The organism is Mesorhizobium sp. YC-39, assembly GCF_025753795.1.
In the GTDB taxonomy this organism is placed as follows: domain Bacteria; phylum Pseudomonadota; class Alphaproteobacteria; order Rhizobiales; family Rhizobiaceae; genus Mesorhizobium.
Genome location: NZ_JAOWPS010000002.1, coordinates 240,282 through 259,673, shown reverse-complemented (window position 1 = coordinate 259,673; position 19,392 = coordinate 240,282). Strand labels below are relative to the sequence as shown.

At 61.9% G+C, this 19,392-nt stretch carries 19 protein-coding genes; 7 read left to right on the top strand and 12 right to left on the bottom strand.

What is annotated here, in order from left to right; translation table 11 throughout:
- Nucleotides 1-65 precede the first annotated feature (65 nt).
- Nucleotides 66-695: a histidine phosphotransferase ChpT gene (gene chpT / locus OHD62_RS10750; RefSeq protein ID WP_263782623.1), complete on the bottom strand. Its 630-nt coding sequence runs from the start codon at nt 693-695 to the stop codon at nt 66-68.
- A 348-nt stretch (nt 696-1,043) separates the two neighbouring features.
- Between chpT and OHD62_RS10745 the strand changes: the two genes are divergently transcribed.
- Nucleotides 1,044-1,652 (top strand): DUF1134 domain-containing protein, encoded by a 609-nt coding sequence (locus OHD62_RS10745; protein ID WP_412177365.1) that lies wholly within the window; start codon nt 1,044-1,046, stop codon nt 1,650-1,652.
- Between the two features lie 204 nt (nt 1,653-1,856).
- Complete coding sequence (locus OHD62_RS10740) at nt 1,857-3,014, top strand: hypothetical protein (RefSeq protein WP_263782620.1); 1,158 nt, start codon at nt 1,857-1,859, stop codon at nt 3,012-3,014.
- Between the two features lie 135 nt (nt 3,015-3,149).
- On the opposite strand, the gene OHD62_RS10735 is transcribed toward OHD62_RS10740, so the two are convergent.
- The 5 genes from OHD62_RS10735 to OHD62_RS10715 all read right to left on the bottom strand — a co-directional run bounded on the left by OHD62_RS10735 (nt 3,150) and on the right by OHD62_RS10715 (nt 7,151).
- Nucleotides 3,150-3,953: a TrmH family RNA methyltransferase gene (locus OHD62_RS10735; RefSeq protein WP_263782619.1), complete on the bottom strand. Its 804-nt coding sequence runs from the start codon at nt 3,951-3,953 to the stop codon at nt 3,150-3,152.
- 175 nt (nt 3,954-4,128) lie between these two features.
- Entirely contained in the window at nt 4,129-4,467 is a 339-nt protein-coding gene (locus OHD62_RS10730) for an ArsR/SmtB family transcription factor (protein WP_263782617.1), read from the bottom strand.
- A gap of 277 nt (nt 4,468-4,744) precedes the next feature.
- Entirely contained in the window at nt 4,745-5,518 is a 774-nt protein-coding gene (locus OHD62_RS10725) for a HugZ family protein (RefSeq protein ID WP_263782615.1), read from the bottom strand.
- A gap of 61 nt (nt 5,519-5,579) precedes the next feature.
- Nucleotides 5,580-6,341 carry a 3-hydroxyacyl-CoA dehydrogenase gene (locus OHD62_RS10720; RefSeq protein ID WP_263782612.1) on the bottom strand — a complete coding sequence of 254 codons (762 nt, stop codon included), beginning with the start codon at nt 6,339-6,341 and terminating at the stop codon, nt 5,580-5,582.
- A 273-nt stretch (nt 6,342-6,614) separates the two neighbouring features.
- Nucleotides 6,615-7,151: a GNAT family N-acetyltransferase gene (locus OHD62_RS10715; protein ID WP_263782610.1), complete on the bottom strand. Its 537-nt coding sequence runs from the start codon at nt 7,149-7,151 to the stop codon at nt 6,615-6,617.
- Between the two features lie 273 nt (nt 7,152-7,424).
- Between OHD62_RS10715 and OHD62_RS10710 the strand changes: the two genes are divergently transcribed.
- Complete coding sequence (locus OHD62_RS10710) at nt 7,425-8,411, top strand: glutathione S-transferase family protein (protein WP_263782609.1); 987 nt, start codon at nt 7,425-7,427, stop codon at nt 8,409-8,411.
- Nucleotide 8,412: 1 nt separating this feature from the next.
- On the opposite strand, the gene OHD62_RS10705 is transcribed toward OHD62_RS10710, so the two are convergent.
- The gene (locus tag OHD62_RS10705; RefSeq protein WP_263782608.1) at nt 8,413-8,913 is read right to left on the bottom strand and encodes an NUDIX domain-containing protein; all 501 of its coding nucleotides are present in this window, start codon (nt 8,911-8,913) and stop codon (nt 8,413-8,415) included.
- A gap of 53 nt (nt 8,914-8,966) precedes the next feature.
- On the opposite strand from OHD62_RS10705, the gene OHD62_RS10700 reads away from it, so the two are divergent.
- On the top strand, nt 8,967-9,887 hold the full coding sequence (locus OHD62_RS10700; protein ID WP_263782607.1) for a metallophosphoesterase family protein: 921 nt from the start codon (nt 8,967-8,969) through the stop codon (nt 9,885-9,887).
- Here OHD62_RS10700 and OHD62_RS10695 read toward each other — a convergent pair.
- The 4 genes from OHD62_RS10695 to leuA form a co-directional block, all read right to left on the bottom strand.
- Nucleotides 9,877-10,500 (bottom strand): hypothetical protein, encoded by a 624-nt coding sequence (locus OHD62_RS10695; RefSeq protein WP_263782606.1) that lies wholly within the window; start codon nt 10,498-10,500, stop codon nt 9,877-9,879. The genes OHD62_RS10700 and OHD62_RS10695 overlap by 11 nt on opposite strands.
- Nucleotides 10,501-10,659: 159 nt before the next feature.
- Nucleotides 10,660-11,463, bottom strand: a complete 804-nt coding sequence (locus OHD62_RS10690; RefSeq protein WP_263782604.1) for an alpha/beta fold hydrolase — start codon at nt 11,461-11,463, stop codon at nt 10,660-10,662.
- Between the two features lie 122 nt (nt 11,464-11,585).
- Nucleotides 11,586-13,364, bottom strand: a complete 1,779-nt coding sequence (locus OHD62_RS10685; RefSeq protein WP_263782603.1) for a hypothetical protein — start codon at nt 13,362-13,364, stop codon at nt 11,586-11,588.
- Nucleotides 13,365-13,548: 184 nt separating this feature from the next.
- Nucleotides 13,549-15,285 (bottom strand): 2-isopropylmalate synthase, encoded by a 1,737-nt coding sequence (gene leuA, locus OHD62_RS10680; RefSeq protein WP_412177364.1) that lies wholly within the window; start codon nt 15,283-15,285, stop codon nt 13,549-13,551.
- Nucleotides 15,286-15,678: 393 nt separating this feature from the next.
- On the opposite strand from leuA, the gene OHD62_RS10675 reads away from it, so the two are divergent.
- The 3 genes from OHD62_RS10675 (at nt 15,679) to OHD62_RS10665 (ending at nt 18,096) form a co-directional block, all read left to right on the top strand.
- Nucleotides 15,679-16,845, top strand: coding sequence for an ATP-grasp domain-containing protein (locus OHD62_RS10675; RefSeq protein WP_263782602.1), 1,167 nt, complete (start codon nt 15,679-15,681; stop codon nt 16,843-16,845).
- 4 nt (nt 16,846-16,849) lie between these two features.
- The gene (locus OHD62_RS10670) at nt 16,850-17,626 is read left to right on the top strand and encodes an esterase family protein (protein ID WP_318528605.1); all 777 of its coding nucleotides are present in this window, start codon (nt 16,850-16,852) and stop codon (nt 17,624-17,626) included.
- A gap of 155 nt (nt 17,627-17,781) precedes the next feature.
- Nucleotides 17,782-18,096: a nuclear transport factor 2 family protein gene (locus tag OHD62_RS10665; RefSeq protein WP_263782598.1), complete on the top strand. Its 315-nt coding sequence runs from the start codon at nt 17,782-17,784 to the stop codon at nt 18,094-18,096.
- A 46-nt stretch (nt 18,097-18,142) separates the two neighbouring features.
- Here the strand turns inward: OHD62_RS10665 and OHD62_RS10660 are convergent, their stop codons facing one another.
- Nucleotides 18,143-19,234 (bottom strand): AbrB family transcriptional regulator, encoded by a 1,092-nt coding sequence (locus OHD62_RS10660; protein ID WP_263782597.1) that lies wholly within the window; start codon nt 19,232-19,234, stop codon nt 18,143-18,145.
- Nucleotides 19,235-19,392 lie beyond the last annotated feature (158 nt).

Here is a 19,392-nt window from a genome sequence, read left to right as displayed (position 1 = left end):
TTCCGCTGGCGAACGATCCCAATCACAGGTTCGGAAGAGGATCAGGCGCGGTGGTGCAGGAAGTTTCAGGCTGCGGAAAGCACGATTTCTTCTGCGGTTGCGTGGATCGATATCGTCATGTTGGCTTCGCGCGCCAGCAGCAGCGTGTAATAGGGTTGCACCGAATGCGCGTCGATCGGTTCCTCGGGTCTGTGGCCAGAATGAAGTTCGAGGAACTTCGGCGGCACGCGCAGCATCGGACCGCTCGCGGCCAGAGCAAAGCGCGGTTCGGCCTCGAGGCTCTCAAGCGTGACCACAAGCTTGCCGCCACGCGGGATGGCGGCGTTGGCGACGAGAATGAGATTGAGCAGCAGCTTGACCTTGTTCTTGGGCAACAGCGCACGGCTTCCGTTCCAGACCAGTTCCGGCTTCTCGTTCTTGAGGAAGGCGATGGCAACGGCTTCCGCGTCCCCGGTGTCGATCATCATGCCGGCAGAACCGGCTGCGCCGAAGGCGATGCGGGCGAATTGCAACCGAGCCGAGGCATTTCTGGCGCTCTGGCGAATCAGTTTCATGGCATCTTCGTCGGCGCCGCCTTCATCGAGCAGTTCGAGCCCGTTGTTTATGGCGCCCACCGGCGAAATGATGTCGTGACAGACCCGGCTGCACAAAAGCGCCGCGAGGTCCGGTGCGGAAAGGGTGAAAAGCTCGGCCATCAGCGAAAGTCCCTGCAAATTTCACAACCAATGGCCGGGCGATCGACAATCACGCCTGTCCACACGAATCACGTTCTCTCACAAGGCTTTCTGAATACACAGCGCTTGTGCGTCCATCAACAAATCCAGAATTGTCGTGATAGAAAATGGTGCGTTCACGCAAGTGGATGCGCGGGCGAGCCAAACCAGGCCGAAACCAGCCTTCGAACCGCCATCTTCATGTGAAAGCTTAATGGTTGAAAAAGAATTACGGCATAGTTTGCCTGTAACAGTCATCCTTAACGGCCGCCAAAGAGCCGCACGGATGCGAGGCGTCGGCGAAAGTGCTCCCTGACGGAGATTGGAAGCATGTTTTCCCGATTCTACGACCGGACTTTTTTCCGTGTCATCCCAGACCGGATATTTTTCCGTGTCCTCGCAATGACGATCGCTCTCGTGGGCCTTGTCGTTCTTTCACCCTCGGCCTCGCGAGCCCAGGAATACACCGCTCAGGAGATCGTTGATTCCGGTCACAAATTCTTCGGGGCGACATCGGGCGGGCTCGCCACCGTCGTCGAGAAGATCTTCGCCTCCTACGGCTTGCCTAATGGCTATCTGCTCGGCGAGGAGGGGTCCGGCGCGCTGATCGGCGGCCTGACCTATGGTGAAGGTACGCTCTACACCAAAAATGCCGGCGATCACAAAGTGTTCTGGCAAGGCCCGTCGCTTGGCTGGGATTTCGGCGGTGAGGGCTCGCGGGTGATGATGCTGGTCTATAACCTCGATGACGTGAACAGCCTCTACAATCGTTTCGGCGGCGTTTCTGGCTCGGCCTATGTGGTGGCTGGCGTCGGCTTCAACGTCATGAAGAACAACAACGTGCTGCTGGTGCCGATTCGTACCGGCGTTGGCGCCCGGCTCGGCGTCAATCTCGGTTACCTCAAGCTTACCCAGCGAGCGACCTGGAATCCGTTCTGAGCAGGGCATGTTGGGTATTCAGGTGAGGCCGGCCTGACCTGAATCTCAAAACACCCCAGGTCTGTGATCGTGCCATTCGGCCAGATGAGTGAGTTCGCAATCCGAACAGTGCTGCGGCAGACCCTTGCCGCAGCACTGGAATTCCGTCATGCGAACGTGGCACAATTGCCTACGATTGTTTGCCATCCATAACGGATAGTCACCTTGGTTCAGTCGATCCTGTTCTTTGTCCTCGGCTTTCTCTGCGCGGGCTTTCTGGCGCTGATGATTGCCCCGGCGATCTGGCGAAGGGCCGTGGCGCTGACGCGCAAACGCGTCGAGGGTTCAATGCCGCTGACGCTGGCCGAGATCCAGGCGGACAAGGACCGCGTCCGGGCCGAGTTCGCCATGTCGACGCGCCGACTCGAAATGAGTGTGAAGTCGCTGCGCGAGAAATCGGCCGAACAGCTTGTCGAGATCGGCCGCGGCCGCGAGGCCCTGAAAGGGCTGGAAATCGAGCGGAAGGACAAGAAGCAGGCCCTTTTAGAGCTCGAGGCCAAGAGCGAGGAACTGCGGCAGCGCGAAAACCAGTTGCAGGTTCTGACGGATCGGCTTGCCCAGACCGAGCGTGTGCTGGAAAAGCGCGCGCTTGAGCTGGAAAAGCTCGAGCACATGTATGATGACGCGAGTTTTTCCTCCAGCAACCGCCAGATCGAATTGGTGGCGCGCGAATCCGAGCTACAGAAGCTGGCCAGCGACATTTCGTTGCTGCGTGGCCGGCGCAAGGAAGCGGACAGGCGCAGCCAAGAGATCGTGGCCGAGAGCAAGGCTGTGCGAGACGCGTTGAAAACCGAGAAGAAAAGGACTGGCGAACTGGACAAGAAGGTCGAGCGCCTGCTCGTTACGCTTGCCGATCGCGAGGACAAGCTTGACCGTCGCGAAAAGGAGATCGCGCGGCTTCGCGAAAAGAAGGGCGAGGGCAACACGTCCCCTGTGCGGCTTGTCGGCGCGCCAGGCGATCCCGCTGGTACATCCGTCAAGGGTAACGAGATCGAAAAGGCGATCGCCAAGCTCGATGCCGACCGCGAGCGGCTGGAAGCCAGGTTGGCGGCGCTGGCCCGCGAGAACAGGCGGCTGAAGACTGACCTTGCCACCTTCGAATCCCCCAGATCCGAGGGTGGGAACGATGCGCGTAACGCCAGTGCGGCATTGCGCGAGCAGATCAGCGATCTGGCGGCGCAAGTTGTCGCCCTGACGGCGCAACTCGACGGCCCGGAGTCGCCGATCGCCAAGGTGCTTGCGGCACCCAAGCAGTCGGCAGGCGGCGAACGCAGCCTCGCCGACCGCGTGCGAGCGTTGCAGAAGGCCGCTTTGACGAATTGAAACCCGGACGATGGAGGCCGTCTTCCGCGGCTTAAAGCGCATCGCGTTTGAACGGATTCAGGCGACGCGCTTTAAGTTCTTGTTTTTATGCATGTCGTCATCACAAAACCGCTGCGCACTTCTGCGCGACATGCACTAGCTCCTGCTTGCGGAAAAATGATGCAACGCGATGGCTGACGCCGCGGCGACATTCAGGCTGTCGAACCCCTCGGCCATGTCGATCCGCACTGTTCGCAGGCGGGCAAGCAGGCTTTCGGGCAAGCCTTCGCCCTCGGTGCCGAGATAAAGCGCCAGCCGCTCTGCCCTTTTTGCATCACGGATTTCGGTTTGCCCGTGCGGCGACAGAGCAAGCTGGTCGAAGCCTTGCCGGTCGAGCGCGGCGATGAAGCCGACAGTATCGGGGAAGGAGGCGAAGGGCACTTTCAGCGCGGCGCCGACCGAGACGCGGATCGCCTTGCGGTACAGCGGATCGCAACAGGTCGCGTCCAGAAACACGGCATCGGCGCCGAAGGCGGCGGCGTTGCGAAAGACGGAGCCCATATTGTCGTGATTGGCGATGCCGACCAGCACGACGATCAGCGAGCGGGCGGGCAGGGCGCCTACCAGGGCCTCTGCAGGTTGTATCCCGGCCTTGCGGCCGATCGCCAATATGCCACGGTGCATGTGGAAGCCGGCAATCCTGTCCATGATCTCGCCAGCCGCGACGTAGACCGGCAGGTCTACGGGCGCCTTGCGCAGGATTTCACCGAGGCCAGCCAGCCGGTTTTCGAGCACCAGCACCGATTCGGCCTTGAAGCGCCCGGTGGAGAGCAGCATGTCCAGCACGACCTTGCCTTCGGCAACGAAACGGCCTTGCCGGCCAGCAAGATCGCGCTCGCGTATGTCCAGATAAGCAGCGACGCGCGGGTCCAGCGGGTCATCGATACGGATAGGGTCCATGCGTTCCTCGGCGGACGAACAGCGACGTAAAGCGCGTCGCGTGACATGCGTTTCACGCGGCGCGCTTTGCGTTTTTGTATTTTATGCATGTCGTTGCCCGAAACCACTTCATCCTCGGTCAAGCCCGAGGGCATGTTTTTGGGCTACATGCATTAGGAACGATTGGACTTTCCGGTCAAGTTCCGGCGCGGCGCAGGCGATAGGCCATCTGCGACAGCTCGCCCTCGCCGAAAATCCCGTCCAGCATGGTGAGAAGTTCGCGCACGGCCTCTGATTTGCAGGAATAGTAGATCATCTGCCGGTCGCGGCGGGTCTCGACGAGATCGAGCGCCCGCAATTTGGCCAGATGCTGCGACAGGGCGGACTGGCTAAGCAGAACCTTCTCGGCAATGGCGCCGACCGACATTTCACCGTCGGCGAGATAGCTCATGATCAACAGCCGTTTCTCGTTGCCCATCAGCGTCAGAAACGTCGCCGCTGATTCGGCGTTGGCGATTAGCTTAGTCGAGACCATCGATCCCCCATGCCTTCCTGCTCATCCGAACGCCATGGGGGCAATAGCGTCTGGTTCCATAGACTCACTCGTTGATATGCGCTGGCGATTCAACGCTAGCGGGAAGGTAGAACATTTCGCTCAAATCTCAAGACTTGCTTTCGATCCGATGCGATTAACTGTGGGGCTGTGTCTAAAGCGCGTCACGCTTGAACGGAATCGTGCGACGCGCTTCAAGCCTTTGTTTTTATGCATGCCGTTCTCCTGCAATCGCTGCACACTTTTTGGGCGACATGAATCAGCCTGCCGCCCGGCCAGTTTTTGCCATGTCGATCAGGGCAGGGCGCAACTCCCGCGCGGCCTGCAATGGCTTGGGGAAGAAGATCCGGCAGACATCGTCGCTCGACGCCAGATCCATGCCATCGGCATCGAAGCCGGTGACGACCCAATCGTCGCCCGCGGCCTTGGCGAAATGACTGGCATAGACGGCAATTGCATCGCTATGGTCGGCATTCATGTGGTCAAGGGCGGATTGTTCGGCGGCGGCGAGTTCCTCGACGATCGGTGCGGCGGTGACAAGGTCGGCGCGGTCGAGCAAAAAGGCCTTGCCGAAGCCGCCATTCAGGCTGGCTCGCTCGGGTTCGAGGCGGAAGATAGAGAAGTCGCCAAGCCCGGCATAAAGCTTCGCCTTGGGATTGCGATTGAGATAGCGCCGTTCGGCGCGGGTGTGCTCGCCGGATCCGCGCTCGAGCCGCGCCGCTCGGCAAACCAGGGTGATTCGCGGGTGCGCCAGCGGATCGCCCTTGCCGGGTTCACCCACCAGCAGAGAACAGCGCGGATCGGCAAGGATCGCGCCGGTATGGGCGGACAGCGTCGAGACGAGGATCAGCGGCGTGCCGTCGATATCGGTCGCCACGCCGACCCTGCTGGCCAGCGGCGAACCGGTTCCGGGCTCGATCACCGCAAGCGCGCCGAAACGGGCGCTGCGGATCAGCGTCTTGGCCAGCCTGATCGCCTCGGCGTCCGTCTCGCGGATTACGTCCTTCTTCCGATCGTCCAAGGTGATTACCATCACAAGTTGATTTTCATAATCCACTTATCGGACGACAAGGCCTGATTTGACAAGAGCGGCACTATTTCGGAGCCATGCGGATGGCGCCGTCGAGGCGGATGGTCTCGCCGTTCAGCATCTGGTTTTCGACGATGTGCAGCGCAAGTGCCGCATATTCGGAAGGCTCGCCGAGGCGGGACGGGAAGGGTACCGCGGCGCCCAGCGAATCCTGCACCTCCTGCGGCATGCCGGCCATCATCGGCGTCTTGAAGATTCCGGGCGCGATGGTGCAGACGCGGATGCCTGACCGGGCAAGGTCGCGCGCCACAGGCAGCGTCATGCCGACGACACCACCCTTGGAAGCGGAATAGGCTGCCTGGCCAATCTGACCGTCATAGGCGGCGACCGATGCCGTGTTGACGATGACGCCGCGCTCGCCGCCTTGCAACGGCTCGAGTTTGGCGGCCCGGTCGGCGACAAGGCGGATCATGTTGAAGGTGCCGATCAAATTGACCTCGATCACCTTGCGGTACTGGTCGAGCGGATGCGGGCCGTCCTTGCCGATCGTCTTGATGCCGATGGCGATGCCGGCGCAGTTGACCAGGATGCGCGGCTCGCCAAGCTTTCCCGCCACCTCCGCCACGGAAGCAGCGCCGCTGTCGGCACTGCTCACATCGCATTGGATGGCGATGCCGCCGATGTCGGCCGCCACCTTCGCCGCCCGCTCGATACCGAGGTCGAGGATGGCAACGCTGGCACCCTTCGCGGCCAGTGCGCGCGCTGTCGCCTCGCCAAGGCCGGATCCGCCACCGGTGACGATCGCAATCTGGCCGTTTGGGGTCATGTCGGCGTCCTCCAACTAAAGCGCTTCGCATTGAAACGGAATCAATGGATGCGCTTTAGGTTTTGTCTTTATGCATGTCGTTGTCGCAGAACCGCTTCACACTTTTGCGCGACATGCACTACAGCGCCGCGCGTCCTTTCGGACGCGCAAAGGACGCTGTAGCACTTTGATTTTGCGCATGATCCTTTCCGAAAATCGATTCCGATTTTCGGGGTCATGCGCCAGTCGGCCAGATGCTACGAAGCTCGACAGGACGACGCAACATCCGCGTCGTCATGCCATCACGGCGATGGGCTCGCCGATCTTCGCCTGATCGGCGTGGCAGACCTCTCCCGCCAGCCTTGCCACCGCGCCCGGCATGATCTCATGCGCCAAAAGCCGGTCGGGATCGACCGGACGCGGCATGGAGATTTGCCCGCGCGGGATTCTCCTGAAGCCGAGCGGGCCGTAATAAGGCTCGTCCCCGACAAGCATTATGGCTGCTATGCCTGCCTTGGCGGCGGTCTCCAATGCGATCGCCACCAGCCGGCGGCCGATGCCGAGATTCTTGAAAGCTGGCCGCACCGCAAGCGGCCCGAGCATCAGCGCACGACCGGCACCGGCAGCGATGCGTGTCATGCGCACCGAGGCGACAACAGTACCGCCATCGACGGCGACGAAGGACAGTGCACGCTCATGCGGGCCGCCCTCACGGATCTTGTAGGCGGCCAGGACGAAACGGCCCGGCCCGAAGGCCTCGTCGTTTATGGCTTCGATTTCGGGATCATGCGCCGGAGTTTCCGGCAGGTATCTTACGTCGGCAAGGCTCATGGTCTTTGCGTTCCGGTACGGGGAAAGGTTTGCTGCAAACGGCAGCGTTCGCCAGTCAGCGCTACATCAAGCGCGGGCGCCCTTTCGTCGTCGGTCAATCCGGATCAAAGCAAAGTCGAACATGCGGATTTTCCGCTAGCATCAATTTTCAGTCGCTGCAATCGGCCGTTTTGGTCCGCCGCTTCGCCCAAGTGACGGTCTGTTCAGCACATGACGACTTCGGCAGCGCCGCCTTGCGCCTAAATGGTTGAAGAGGATGCAAGGAGATTTCGCATGGGATTGCTGGTCGAAGGCAGGTGGCACGATCGCGGTTACGACACCGCGGACAATGGCAAGTTCGTGCGGGCACAGTCGCAATGGCGCGATTGGGTCACTCGTGATGGCGCGCCGGCCGAGGGCCGCATGCGCGGCTTCAAGGCCGAGCCCGGCCGCTACCATCTCTATGTCTCGCTTGCCTGTCCCTGGGCGCACCGGACGCTGATCTTTCGCGCGCTGAAAGGGCTCAGGGACGTGATTTCCGTCTCGGTCGTCCATCACTTCATGGGGGCCGATGGCTGGACGTTCCTGGCCGAGGACGGCGCCACCGGCGATACGCTTTACGGCCTCGATTTCCTGCATCAGATCTATACCAGGGCTGATTCCGCCTATTCCGGCCGGGTGACGGTGCCGGTGCTGTGGGACAAAAAAGAGCAGACCATCGTCTCCAACGAATCCTCCGAGATCATCCGGATGCTCAACTCCGCCTTCGACGCATGGGGCGATGCCAGCCTCGATTTCTATCCGCAGGCACTGCGTGGCGAGATCGACAGGGTCAATGCACTGGTCTATCCCGCCGTCAACAACGGCGTTTATCGCGCCGGCTTCGCCACCACGCAGGCGGCTTATGAGGAAGCGTTTGACGATCTGTTCTCGGCACTCGACACGCTGGAGGACCGCCTGTCGCAACAGCGATACCTCGTCGGCAACCGTATCACCGAGGCCGACTGGCGGCTGTTCACCACGCTGGTCCGTTTCGATCCGGTCTATGTCGGCCATTTCAAGTGCAATCTGCGCCGCATCGCCGACTATCCCAACCTGTCGAACTATCTGCGCGATCTCTATCAGGTGCCGGGCGTCTCGGGCACGGTGAGCCTGCATCACATCAAGGCGCACTATTACGGCAGCCACCAGACGATCAATCCGACGCGCATCGTGCCGGTCGGACCAGAGCTCGACTATGGCGCGCCGCATGATCGCGCGCGGTTCAGGAAGGCGGCGTGACCTACCAGTAGGGCGAGGGCTGGTTGCCGCCAAAAATCTCGGCGATGCGCCGCAACGTGGCCGGCGTGGTTCCTTCCGGCAAGCGGTCGAGCGGGAAGAAGCCGGCTTCGGCGATTTCATGGTCCGGCAGCTTCGGCGTGGTCTGGCTGAACGCCTCGATCAGGTACAGGCCGACGTGATCGCGGCGGCTGGCCCGGTGGTTGAAATGCATCGACTTCAGCAGCGGCGGCGCGCTGAGCGCAATGTTGCCCTCCTCGGCGAGTTCGCGCACAAGCGCTTCAACCAGCGTCTCGCCGTGTTCGACGCCGCCGCCCGGAAGCTGCCAGCCCGGGACATAGGTGTGGCGAATGAGAAAGACGGAGTTGGAGGCACGGTCGTGGACCAGGCCGCGCACGCCGAGCGTCATTGGCCGCCGCAGCACGAAATACAGGTGAAACAGCCTTGTCCTGAGACCCGGCCAGCCGGTTTGGCGAAAGGCCTGTTGCGGATCGGACCGCGTCATCAGCCACGAAACCGTGGGTGGAAAGCGGGACGCGCGTCGCTTATGAAGGAAGGATGTTCAGGCTCGCGCATATTTCCGATATCCATCTGGGACCGCTCCCCGATGTAACCTATCGCGATCTCGCCTCCAAGCGCGTGGTCGGCTACGTCAACTGGCAGCGCAACCGCCGCCGCCACATGCACGATGCCGTCATCGACACGATCGTCACCGACATGAAAGCCAGCGGGGCGGATCACATCACCGTCACCGGCGATCTGGTCAATCTGGCGCTCGACGGCGAGATTGAGATGGCCAAGCATTGGCTGGAGACGCTGGGTTCGCCGGATGATGTGTCGGTCGTACCCGGCAACCACGACGCCTATGTGCCGGGCGCCTTCGACAAGGCCTGCCGGTCATGGGCGGCGTGGATGACCGGCGACGGCGTCAATACGCCGGTCGACCGCAACGCCTTTCCCTATCTGCGCGTGCGTGGCGACATCGCGCTGATCGGTGTCACGACGGCGCGCGCCACGGCTCCGTTCATGGCCAACGGCTTTTTTCTGGAAGGTCAGGCCAAAAGGCTGCGCGGTGTGCTCGATGCGACCGCCAAGCGCGGGCTGTTCCGGGTGATCATGATCCACCACCCACCGGTGCGCGGCGCGGTTTCGCAACCCAAACGGCTGTTCGGCATCGCCCGCTTCAACAAGGTCGTTCATACGCATGGGGCCGAACTCATCCTGCACGGCCATTCGCATGAGCCGTCGCTGTTCTTCATCGGCGGGCGAGGCCGCAGGATTCCCGTGGTCGGCGTGGCTGCCGCTGGACAGTCGCCTGGCGGCAGGCGCCCGGCAGCACAGTATAATCTGCTCGATATCGACGGCGAAAAGGGCAATTGGCGCATCAAGCTGACACGGCGCGGCCTGACCGGGCCAGCCATAGCGCCTTCCGACCTGGAGACGCTGGAACTTGGCGCCAACGCCGAAGCTATGGCTTGAAGCCCCATCCCATCGCAACGATGCGTTCCCAGAACAATACGATCGAGACAACCAGCCCGACCAGGGCGCCCGCGGCGATCAAACCCAGGCCGGAGAGGAAAGCCGACCAGCCCTTGCTGCGCGGGGCTGCCTGCAACGGCGGCTCGGCTTCCGCCACAGCAGCGCGCTTCAGGCCAGCGATAGCCTGCTCGACGCCACCTTCCAACATTCTCTGGCGTTCTACGACGCGCTCCGCGACGTAGCGCGTCACCTGATCGGCAACGGGTTTCATGTCGGTCGATTCGGCGAGCACCACACGACCGATGCGCGTATCCCTGAGGAAACGATAGGTGCGGCGATCGCGCCCCATGGCGACATGGCTGACGGCATCGATCCACAGACGCGGCTGCAGTCCGGACGATATGGCGAAGTCGAAATTGTCCATGTCGGCGGGCACGTCGGCGAAGACGGGTGCGAGTTCGGCGGCAAGCAGGTCGAGCCGCATGCGATGCGCCTCGCGCATGTCGACCACGACGTCATCGCGGTCGGCGAAGGCGTTTTTCACGTCGCGAATGGCATCGGACAGTTTTCGCGACTGATCGATCTGGGTGATGTTCTCGCCTGCGTCCTTCATCGGCGTTCGCCTCGCGGGTTGGTTAACAGCGAGTTACCATAATCACCGGCAAAATGCACGCAGGACCGACCTTCGGGGGGGTAGGAATGCATTGCGCATCAAAGTGCCGGGAGGTTGCCTGGCGCCTCCAAGAGGGCGCCGGTCTTCGCAGCGAAGGGATCAGTTCGCCGCCGCGGTAAATTTTAAACGAAGCGGGCTGCTGCGGCGTTTCATGTTGTGGCGGATTATCTCCGCGACGAGGCCGGGCGCCTCCTCGACCAGCATATGGCCGGCCTCCAGCACATGGTGCAGGTGGAAATGCGCCGGCAGGCCATCGGCCTGGGTAAAGGGCAGAACGGCATCGTCGGTCCCCCAAGCCACCATCACCGGCATGGTCAGCGTCTCGAGCCGTTCGCAGGGAATGACACCTTGCCGATCATCCCTGGTCATGGCAGTCGCGATCTCGACCAGTTTCTGCAACTGGCCAGGACGCGCCCGCATGTCGTCATGAGCATCCACGATACGCTCCGAGGGCGGGCCTTGCGGTCCGGACATGGCGGCGAGGCAGGCGCTAATTTCGCCCTTGTCGGCAGCAGCGGCGTAGCGGCGCAACAGTGGTCCGTTGATCTCTGTCCCAAAGCCGCCCGGGGCCAGAAGCGTGAGCGACGCTATCTTTTCGGGTTCGGCCAATGCCATCAGCACCGCTACCGCTCCGCCCATCGAATGGCCGACGAGATGCACTCTCGTGATTTTGCGCGCGGCGAGATCGGCGAGAACGGCGCGAGCGGCCGTCTTGGCCGAACCGCCCTCGGGGAAATCGAGCGACAGTCCGTGGCCCGGAAGATCATAGGCCAGCGTGCGTGCTCCAGATGCCAGTGTCGAAATCACCTCGCGCCAATCATGGTGGCAACCGCCGAAGCCATGCAAGAAGACAATCGTCTTCGGGCCGATGCCCCGTTCGACAGCGTAAAGGGATGAAATCATGAAAATTTGTGATGTTATCGCAAGGCGGGCGGGACAGCAGAGCTGAAATTGTGGCTGGATTGCTCTTTGTCCAGATCCAAAGCCAGTAAAATTTTCGCGATCAGGCGACAGCCTGGAAATAGTTAGCTACCGCTGCCGATCCCGGCGGCATGCAGGGCCTCGACCAGCCGGTCGGTCAGATCGGCGGGATACCGTCTGTCGATGAATGTCGCGCGCGGATCGGCAGCGAATTTCGGGAACTTGGCGGTCAGTTCATCCGCGAGCTTCAGCGCCAGTTGATCGCGGCCGGCGGCCTTCGAACCAATCAGCCGCGCGGCCAGATAGTGCGATTTCGTCGCCGTCGTGCGCAGCGCATCGCTGGCGATCGTGGCCCTGTTCATGTCGCCCAGCATGAACGCACCGACGAAAAGCCCGTAGTCCCACCAGGTCGGGTGAGCGCTGGAGATTTCGACGGCGTGCGCAAGAATTGGCGTGCCCTGGCTGTACTTGCCGGCGAAGATCAGCCCGTAGCCATAGGCGGCCGCCATGCTGAGGTCATAAGGGTTGAGCTCGTGGGCCTTGCGCATCCAGCGGATCGATTCGTCCGAATTGCCGAGGCGCGCGTAGAGGTAGCCATAGGCGCGGTGCGCATAGGGGCTGGTCGGCCCCATCTGTGCGGCGCGATGGGCAAACAACATCGCCTGTTCAATTGTTGCGCCGGATGGATAGGCGTAGTGGTCGGTGACCGCCTCAAGGTGCAAGGAGGCGAGTTCGGAATAGACGAGCGACGACTTCGCATCCAGATTGGCCAGGTTTTCGAGGCAGCGATAGGCAGCCTCGTGGGTCCTGGCGTTCTGGTCGAGATAGTATTTGTCGTTGAGCAGCAGACATTCCGTCAGACCGTTCTGAATGCCGCTCTGTTCGATATAGTTATAGATCGTGCCCGAGGCGGGTACGGCCGAGCTCAAAATGCCGGCGATACTATCCTCGACGGTTGAGGACGTGCTGTCGGCGGCGGCGAGGTTGCGTGACAGCAGGACCCGTCCGGTCGCCACGCTTTGCAACTCGAGAGTGACAACGCCCGTCGTCGGTCCCGGCAAGACATCGAATATGAAACTGGTTGCGTCCGCGACCGGATCGGGTGGACTGTCGGCGTCGCGACCGATGAAGTTGACCGTATCGAAGCCGCTGAGGCCGGCACGCAGCGCCGAGGCGACGCGCGTCGCCTCGGCGCTGTTGGCTTTCACGGCGATGTAGACGAGCGGAAGGGCTTCGATCGGTGGCAATGGCGCGATGCTGCCGGTCGCCACTGCACTCTCGACCGTCGATGCGGTATCGCCTCCGGCCAGCAATGCGCCGCTGCCCTGACGAAGGATCAACACGCCCAGCATGACAATGACCAGCGCGATCGCCGCCCAGAAGAACTGGAGGTGGCGCCGCAGAGAGGATCCCGGCTCGGGGACAAAAGAGGACATCAATGATGCAGCAGGCGCGCCCATGCCGGCGCCTTCGAGCGGTTCCGAAGAGGTAGCGACCGTCCCGATATGTTCCGCCGGCTCGGGCTCGACCGGCAGGCGGATCGCGTTGAGTTCATAGGATGGGACATAGCCGCCACGCGGGATGGCGATGCGGATCGGTTCGGCAATGCCCTCATTGGCGAAATAGTGCTGCAGAAGCTCGCGCAGCCTGCCCGCCTGGACCCGCACCACCGCATCGGTCGACGAATCGAAATCGCCGTCCTTGCCGAAAACGTCCATCGCGATGGAAAAGCCCTTGAGCTTGTCGGCTTCGCCTGCCTGCTCGCGCTCGACCAGGTAGCGAAGCAGTTTACGCGCGCGCTCGGAGCGCCCGAACGTCTCGCTGGCTAGCAATCGCTCCAACGTCTCGCGCACTGCGGGGGCGGCAGGCGTGGCATGCTGCAAGTGTCGATCCTTTCGAAGTCGGCACAGGTTATGTGCTCGATCATATAGCGCCTACACTGCCACACAAGCATGCATCCATTATGCGATCGCGTACCCCACCGGATAATCCCCCGGTGGTTAATGGTACCAAGGATCGGAGCAAGATGATTCCGTCCGGGTTCATCTTGCTCTTGTGCCGGGGGTTTCAGCCGGCCTTGCGGCCGATGATGCGGTTGGCGGCGGAAACCACGGCTTCCAACGAAGCGGCGACGATGTTGGTGTTGATGCCGGCGCCGAACAGCTTGCCGCCGGGATGTTCCATCTCGACATAGGAGATGGCCGAGGCGTTGGAGCCGCGCTGCATGGAATGCTCCGAATAGTCGAGCACCGACATCTCGACGCCGATATGGCGCGACAGCGCATCGACGAACCCGTCGATCGGGCCGGTGCCGGTGCCGGATATCGTCACTTCCTTGCCCCTGTCGAGGATGATCGCCTCCACCACGCGCCGACCCTTGGTTTCGGTATCCGGATAGGTCTGGTGGTCGAGGAATTTCAGCCGCGCGCCGGGCTGGTCGACATAGGTGTCGAGAAAACGTTCGTGAATGCGCTTGGCCGGCACCTCCTTGCCTTCGGCGTCGGTGATCGCCTGGATCGCCTGGCTGAACTCGATCTGCAGATTGCGCGGCAAATGGAGGCCATAGTCCGCCTGCAGAACATAGGCGATGCCGCCCTTGCCGGACTGCGAATTGATGCGGATAATCGCCTCGTAATTGCGGCCGACATCGGCGGGATCGATCGGCAGATAAGGCACTTCCCAGTGCGGCGTGTTGGCCTTGCGCAGCGCCTTCATGCCCTTGTTGATGGCATCCTGGTGCGAACCGGAAAAGGCCGTGTAGACGAGCTCGCCGACATAGGGATGGCGCTCCGGGATCTTCAACTGGTTCGAATATTCGTAGACGTCCTTCATCCGGTTGATATCGGAGCAATCGAGCTCGGGATCGACGCCTTGCGTGTACATGTTGAGCGCCAGCGTGACGATGTCGACATTGCCCGTGCGCTCGCCATTGCCGAACAGCGTGCCTTCGACACGATCAGCACCCGCCATCAGGCCGAGCTCGGTGGTGGCGATGCCGGTGCCGCGATCATTGTGCGGATGCAGTGAAATGAGCAGGTTTTCGCGGTTGTCCAGGTTACGGCACATCCATTCGATGCGGTCGGCATAGATGTTGGGCGTCGACATCTCGACCGTGGACGGCAGGTTGATGATCAGCTTGTTGTCCGCCGTCGGCTTCACGATCTCGGTGACGGCGTTGCAGATTTCCAGCGCCACGTCGAGTTCGGTGCCGGTAAAGCTCTCCGGCGAGTATTCGAACCGGTAGCCGCCGCCGGCCTTGGCCGCCATGTCGGTGATCATCTTGGCCGCGTCGGTGGCGATCCGCTTGATGCCGGCAACGTCCTTCTCGAAGACGACGCGGCGCTGCAACTCGCTGGTCGAATTGTAGAAATGCACGATCGGGTTGGTGGCGCCCTTCAGCGCCTCGAAGGTGCGGGTGATCAGTTCCGGACGGCACTGCACCAGCACCTGCAGCGAGACATCGGGGGGCACATTGCCTTCCTCGATGCACCAGCGGGCGAAGTCAAAATCGGTCTGCGAGGCCGAGGGGAAACCGATCTCGATCTCCTTGAAGCCCATGTCGAGCAGCAGAGCGAACATGCGCGCCTTGCGCTCGTGGCCCATCGGATCGATCAGCGCCTGATTGCCGTCGCGCAGGTCGACCGAGCACCAGATCGGCGCCTTGTCGATAACCTTGGAAGGCCAGGTGCGATCTGTGAGGCCGACGGTCGGATAGGGCTGATATTTGCGAGCGGCGTCCGGCATGCCCCGTGCTGCCTCTGCCATGGGCTCCCCGCCATCGCGGATGTCTTCTCGTGCGTTCATCGTCGTTTCTCCCGGCGGCTCGCGGATCCGCCCTCAGGCGGATTGGTGGCGAGCGGCGCCTTTACCAAAGTTTCGTTCGCTTGATGTGACTTGCCAAGGAGCGTGCGCGTGAGCGGCGGTTCGACCGCCGGGCGCTCCTTCAGCGAACCCGGCGATCGCCGATAAGGCCGAGAAGCAGCAGGGTCGAAGCAAGCGCGCGCACGGTCTCGCCGGCAAAGCCGGTCTGACGAGAAGCAACTGATGTGGCGCGCGTATTCATGGCGGTTTTCATACAGGAGCGGGCTGTGGGAGGCAAGTGGGCCGCATGGCAGTGCTGCGCGCGCTCTTCCCCACACGGTGCAAATGCGCCAGACTAGGCTGTCGACTTGGCGACAATGCCGGGGGAGGTCGTCCGTGAATTTCGTGTTCTTCTCGCCGCATTTTCCCGCCAATGGCGCCGACTTCTGCGACCGGCTGAAGAAGGCCGGCGCCACCGTGCTCGGCATCGGCGATGCGCCCTATGAAGCGCTGAACGGAAAACTGAAGACGGCGCTGTCGGAATATTACCGTGTCGCCGACATGGAGGACTACGAGCCGGTGTTCCGGGCAATGGGCCATTTCATCCACAAATGGGGCCGTATCGACCGCTTCGAGTCGCTCAACGAGCATTGGCTGGAGCTGGAAGCCAACATCCGTACCGACTTCAACATCTTTGGCACCAAACTCGATTTCGTGAAGAATTTGAAGCGCAAGAGCCGCATGCGCGCCTTCTTCCGCAAGAGCGGCGTCGAAACCATCCCGCAGCGCAAATGCTCGGATCGGGCCGGCGCCATGACCTTTATCCGCCGCGTCGGCTACCCCGTGGTGGTGAAGCCGGATTCGGGCTCCGGCGCCTCGAACACCTTCAAGATTTCCAATACGAGGGAACTCGACCAGTTTTTCAAGGACAAGCCGGAAGATGTCAGCTTCGTCATGGAGCAGTTCATCGAGGGGCTGGTGGTGACCTTCGACGGGCTGGTCAACCGCGACGGTGAGGTGGTGCTGGCGGCCAGCCACCGCTACGACCAGAGCGTCATGGAGGTGGTCAACCGCGACCGCCATATGAGCTACACCTGCTTTCCCGAGATCAGCCCGGCGGTCGAGGAGGCAGGCCGCAAGATCCTGAAAGCGTTCGACGTGCGCGAACGCTTTTTCCACATCGAGCTGTTCGAGACCAGGGACGACCGCATCATCGCGCTGGAGGTCAACATGCGTCCGCCCGGCGCCTGGATGACCGACGCCATCAACTACACGTTCGACATCGACGTCTATGCGGCCTGGGCCGATATGGTGGTCAGGGATGCCGCCGGCGGACCCTACAAGGGCAAGTATTTCACCGCCTATGCCAGCCGCAAGCGGCACCTCGACTATTTGCACAGCCATGCCGACGTGCTAGCCGCCCATGGCGACAAGATCGTCCACTATCAGGCCATCGAAGAGGTTTTCAGCCGCGCCATGGGACATTACGCGTATCAGATGCGGTCGAAGGATGCCAAAGCGCTGCGCCAGGCGGTCGACTACATCCATGCGGAAAAGGCGTGAGGCGATGGAGGTCTCCTATCACAAGGGTTTTGCCCGCAACCTCGGCCGTGACATGGAGTACAAGCGCTACGGCCATGCCGGCCGGCCGGTGGTGGTGTTCCCGACCTCGCAAGGACGATTCTACCAGTTCGAGGATTCCGGCGCGGTTGGCGCCCTTGCCGAATTCATCGACACCGGCCGCGTCCAGCTCTTCACGCTCGACAGCATCGATTCGGAGACCTTTTTCGACAAGCACGCCGATCCCGCCCAGCGTATCGCCCGCCACGAGGCCTATTTCCGCTATGTGCGCGAAGAGGCGCTGCCGGAACTTCTCTCCACGGCGACCGAGGCCAATGGCGGGCGCGCGCTGAAGCCGTTGTTTTCAGGCTGTTCGATGGGTGGCTACCATGCCTCGAACTTCGTCTTCCGCTTTCCGGAACTGAGCAGCGGTGTCATCGCGCTGTCGGGTGTCTATTCGACCCGCGACTTCTTCGGAGAGGCGCTCGACGGCAACATCTTCTTCAACTCGCCACTCGACTATCTGCCTGGCATTGTCGATCAGAAACTGCTTGGCCGGCTGAAGGCGCTGAGACTGATCTTCTGTTGCGGGCAGGGGGCCTGGGAGGAACGGATGCTGGTCGAGACACGGGCGCTGGAACAGGTGCTGCGGGAAAAGTCCATTCCCGCCTGGGTCGATTATTGGGGAGGCGATGTCAGCCATGACTGGCCATGGTGGCACAAGCAACTGGTCTATTTCTTCGCCCGATGGCTGGATGACGACCTGATGCACAGGCTGGATTAAGGTGTGTTGATATTCAGGTGATGCCGGCCTGCAAACGATGGTTTCCTGCGCTTCCGGTGCTCACGTACTTCAAGTACGCTCCGCTCCGGTTCTCGGAAACCATCGTTTTCGACTCGGCCTGACCTGAATCTCGACACACCTTAGGGTACAGCCCAATGACCACGCCCGATCCTATCCGACGCTTCATCGAGGCGACCAATGAAGGTGACACCGCGGCGTTTCTCGACACGTTCACGGCCGATGCCTTGCTGAGCGACTGGGGCCGCACCTTCAAGGGCCGCGCAGAGATCGCGCGCTGGAACCAGTCGGACAATATCGGTGTGCAATCCCATCTCAGCATCGTCCGCATCGCACCGGTCGACGCCACCTATCAGGTCCGCATTGCCGTGAAGGGCAGTGGCTTCAACGGCGAGGGCGACATGACCTTCACGCTGGAGGGCGATCGCATCTCCAGCCTGGTGATCGCCTGACGGTCCGCACCGCAACGGTGCAGTGGAACATTTCTGCGCGAGCGCGTCATTCCTTCAGGCTTCTCGCCACCAGGCGCGCCACGCTTGGGCCGACCAGCAGCACGACCAGGAAGCGGGCCGACTGCAGCGCCATGACGAAGGAGATGTCGACGTTCTGCGCGGCGGCGGCGATGATGGCGACACTGTCCATGCCGCCGGGGCTGGTCGCCAGATAGGCGGTCAGCGGATCGACGCCAAGCAGATGGCTGATCATGAAGCCGAGACCGCCGCAAAAGGCGATCAGCGCGATGATGGAGCCGACGATCTGCGGCAGCGCCCGCGTCGCGTGACGCAGGATCGGGCGCGTGAAGTTCAGTCCGATCGACCATCCGACCATCGCGTAGCTGACGGCCAGCAGCCAGTTTGGCAATTGCATCGGTACGCCCAGACCGAGGTGAATCACCGCGCCGAAGATGAAGGTGCCAAGAAAGAAGGGCGACGGCAGCCTGAACAGCTTTCCCATCAGGCCGCCGACGAGGGCGATGCAGATGGTGGCGGCGAAGGCTTGCGGATCGATGGGTGGAAACCAGACGATGGGCGGAATCTCGATACCCGATGTGTCGACCCACATGCGTGCGATAAGGGCTGCCGTCATCGAGACGAAGATGACGCGCAGATATTGCATGAAGGCGACGAGGCGCTGGTCGGCGCCGAAGGCGCCGGCCATCAGCACCATGGCGGTGGCGGCACCCGGCGACGAGCCCCAGACGGCGGTGGTGCCGGGCAGGATGCGCCAGCGGCTGATCAGCCAGCCGAGCAGACTGGAGGCCGCGACGGTCGCCATCACAACGCCGAGGAAGAGCGGCCATTCCTGGTAGAAGACCGCAAAGATGTCGGCGGAAATCGAACTGGCGACAAGGCAGCCGACGATCGCCTGGGCGGAACCGAACAGCAGGCGCGGGACGCGCACCGTGGCGCCATTGGTGCCGGCGAGGATCGCCGCCAGCATCGGTCCGATCAGCAGCGCCGCCGGCAAGGCGGCGAGCTCCAGCGCGCCGGCGAAGAGGATCGAGAGCACCAGGAGGACCAGCCACTGCCAGCCCTTGTGTGTTCGCGCCATGCGCTCAACGGTCGGCGGCTGGTCTCGCGAGGAATCCATATCCGGCTCTTAGACCCATAGCGGAAAAATGCGAACCCCGTTGGCCGAGAAAAATCCTAAGGCTCATTTCGTCGAAGTTTTAGGATTTGCGCAAGCAGTTACCGCACCAAGATTACGTGAGAGCGGCAGTCGAAGTTGCTACCTTGCATAAACAGGTA

Coding starts and splice junctions, on each gene's coding strand:
- OHD62_RS10705 (WP_263782608.1), bottom strand. CDS start 8,913: ATGACGCGGTCCGATCCGCAACAGGCCTTTCGCCAAACCGGCTGGCCG.
- OHD62_RS10715 (WP_263782610.1), bottom strand. CDS start 7,151: ATGAGCCTTGCCGACGTAAGATACCTGCCGGAAACTCCGGCGCATGAT.
- OHD62_RS10700 (WP_263782607.1), top strand. CDS start 8,967: ATGTTCAGGCTCGCGCATATTTCCGATATCCATCTGGGACCGCTCCCC.
- OHD62_RS10745 (WP_412177365.1), top strand. CDS start 1,044: ATGTTTTCCCGATTCTACGACCGGACTTTTTTCCGTGTCATCCCAGAC.
- OHD62_RS10695 (WP_263782606.1), bottom strand. CDS start 10,500: ATGAAGGACGCAGGCGAGAACATCACCCAGATCGATCAGTCGCGAAAA.
- OHD62_RS10725 (WP_263782615.1), bottom strand. CDS start 5,518: ATGGTAATCACCTTGGACGATCGGAAGAAGGACGTAATCCGCGAGACG.
- OHD62_RS10690 (WP_263782604.1), bottom strand. CDS start 11,463: ATGATTTCATCCCTTTACGCTGTCGAACGGGGCATCGGCCCGAAGACG.
- chpT (WP_263782623.1), bottom strand. CDS start 695: ATGGCCGAGCTTTTCACCCTTTCCGCACCGGACCTCGCGGCGCTTTTG.
- OHD62_RS10665 (WP_263782598.1), top strand. CDS start 17,782: ATGACCACGCCCGATCCTATCCGACGCTTCATCGAGGCGACCAATGAA.
- OHD62_RS10670 (WP_318528605.1), top strand. CDS start 16,850: ATGGAGGTCTCCTATCACAAGGGTTTTGCCCGCAACCTCGGCCGTGAC.
- OHD62_RS10735 (WP_263782619.1), bottom strand. CDS start 3,953: ATGGACCCTATCCGTATCGATGACCCGCTGGACCCGCGCGTCGCTGCT.
- OHD62_RS10730 (WP_263782617.1), bottom strand. CDS start 4,467: ATGGTCTCGACTAAGCTAATCGCCAACGCCGAATCAGCGGCGACGTTT.
- leuA (WP_412177364.1), bottom strand. CDS start 15,285: ATGAACGCACGAGAAGACATCCGCGATGGCGGGGAGCCCATGGCAGAG.
- OHD62_RS10660 (WP_263782597.1), bottom strand. CDS start 19,234: ATGGATTCCTCGCGAGACCAGCCGCCGACCGTTGAGCGCATGGCGCGA.
- OHD62_RS10720 (WP_263782612.1), bottom strand. CDS start 6,341: ATGACCCCAAACGGCCAGATTGCGATCGTCACCGGTGGCGGATCCGGC.
- OHD62_RS10710 (WP_263782609.1), top strand. CDS start 7,425: ATGGGATTGCTGGTCGAAGGCAGGTGGCACGATCGCGGTTACGACACC.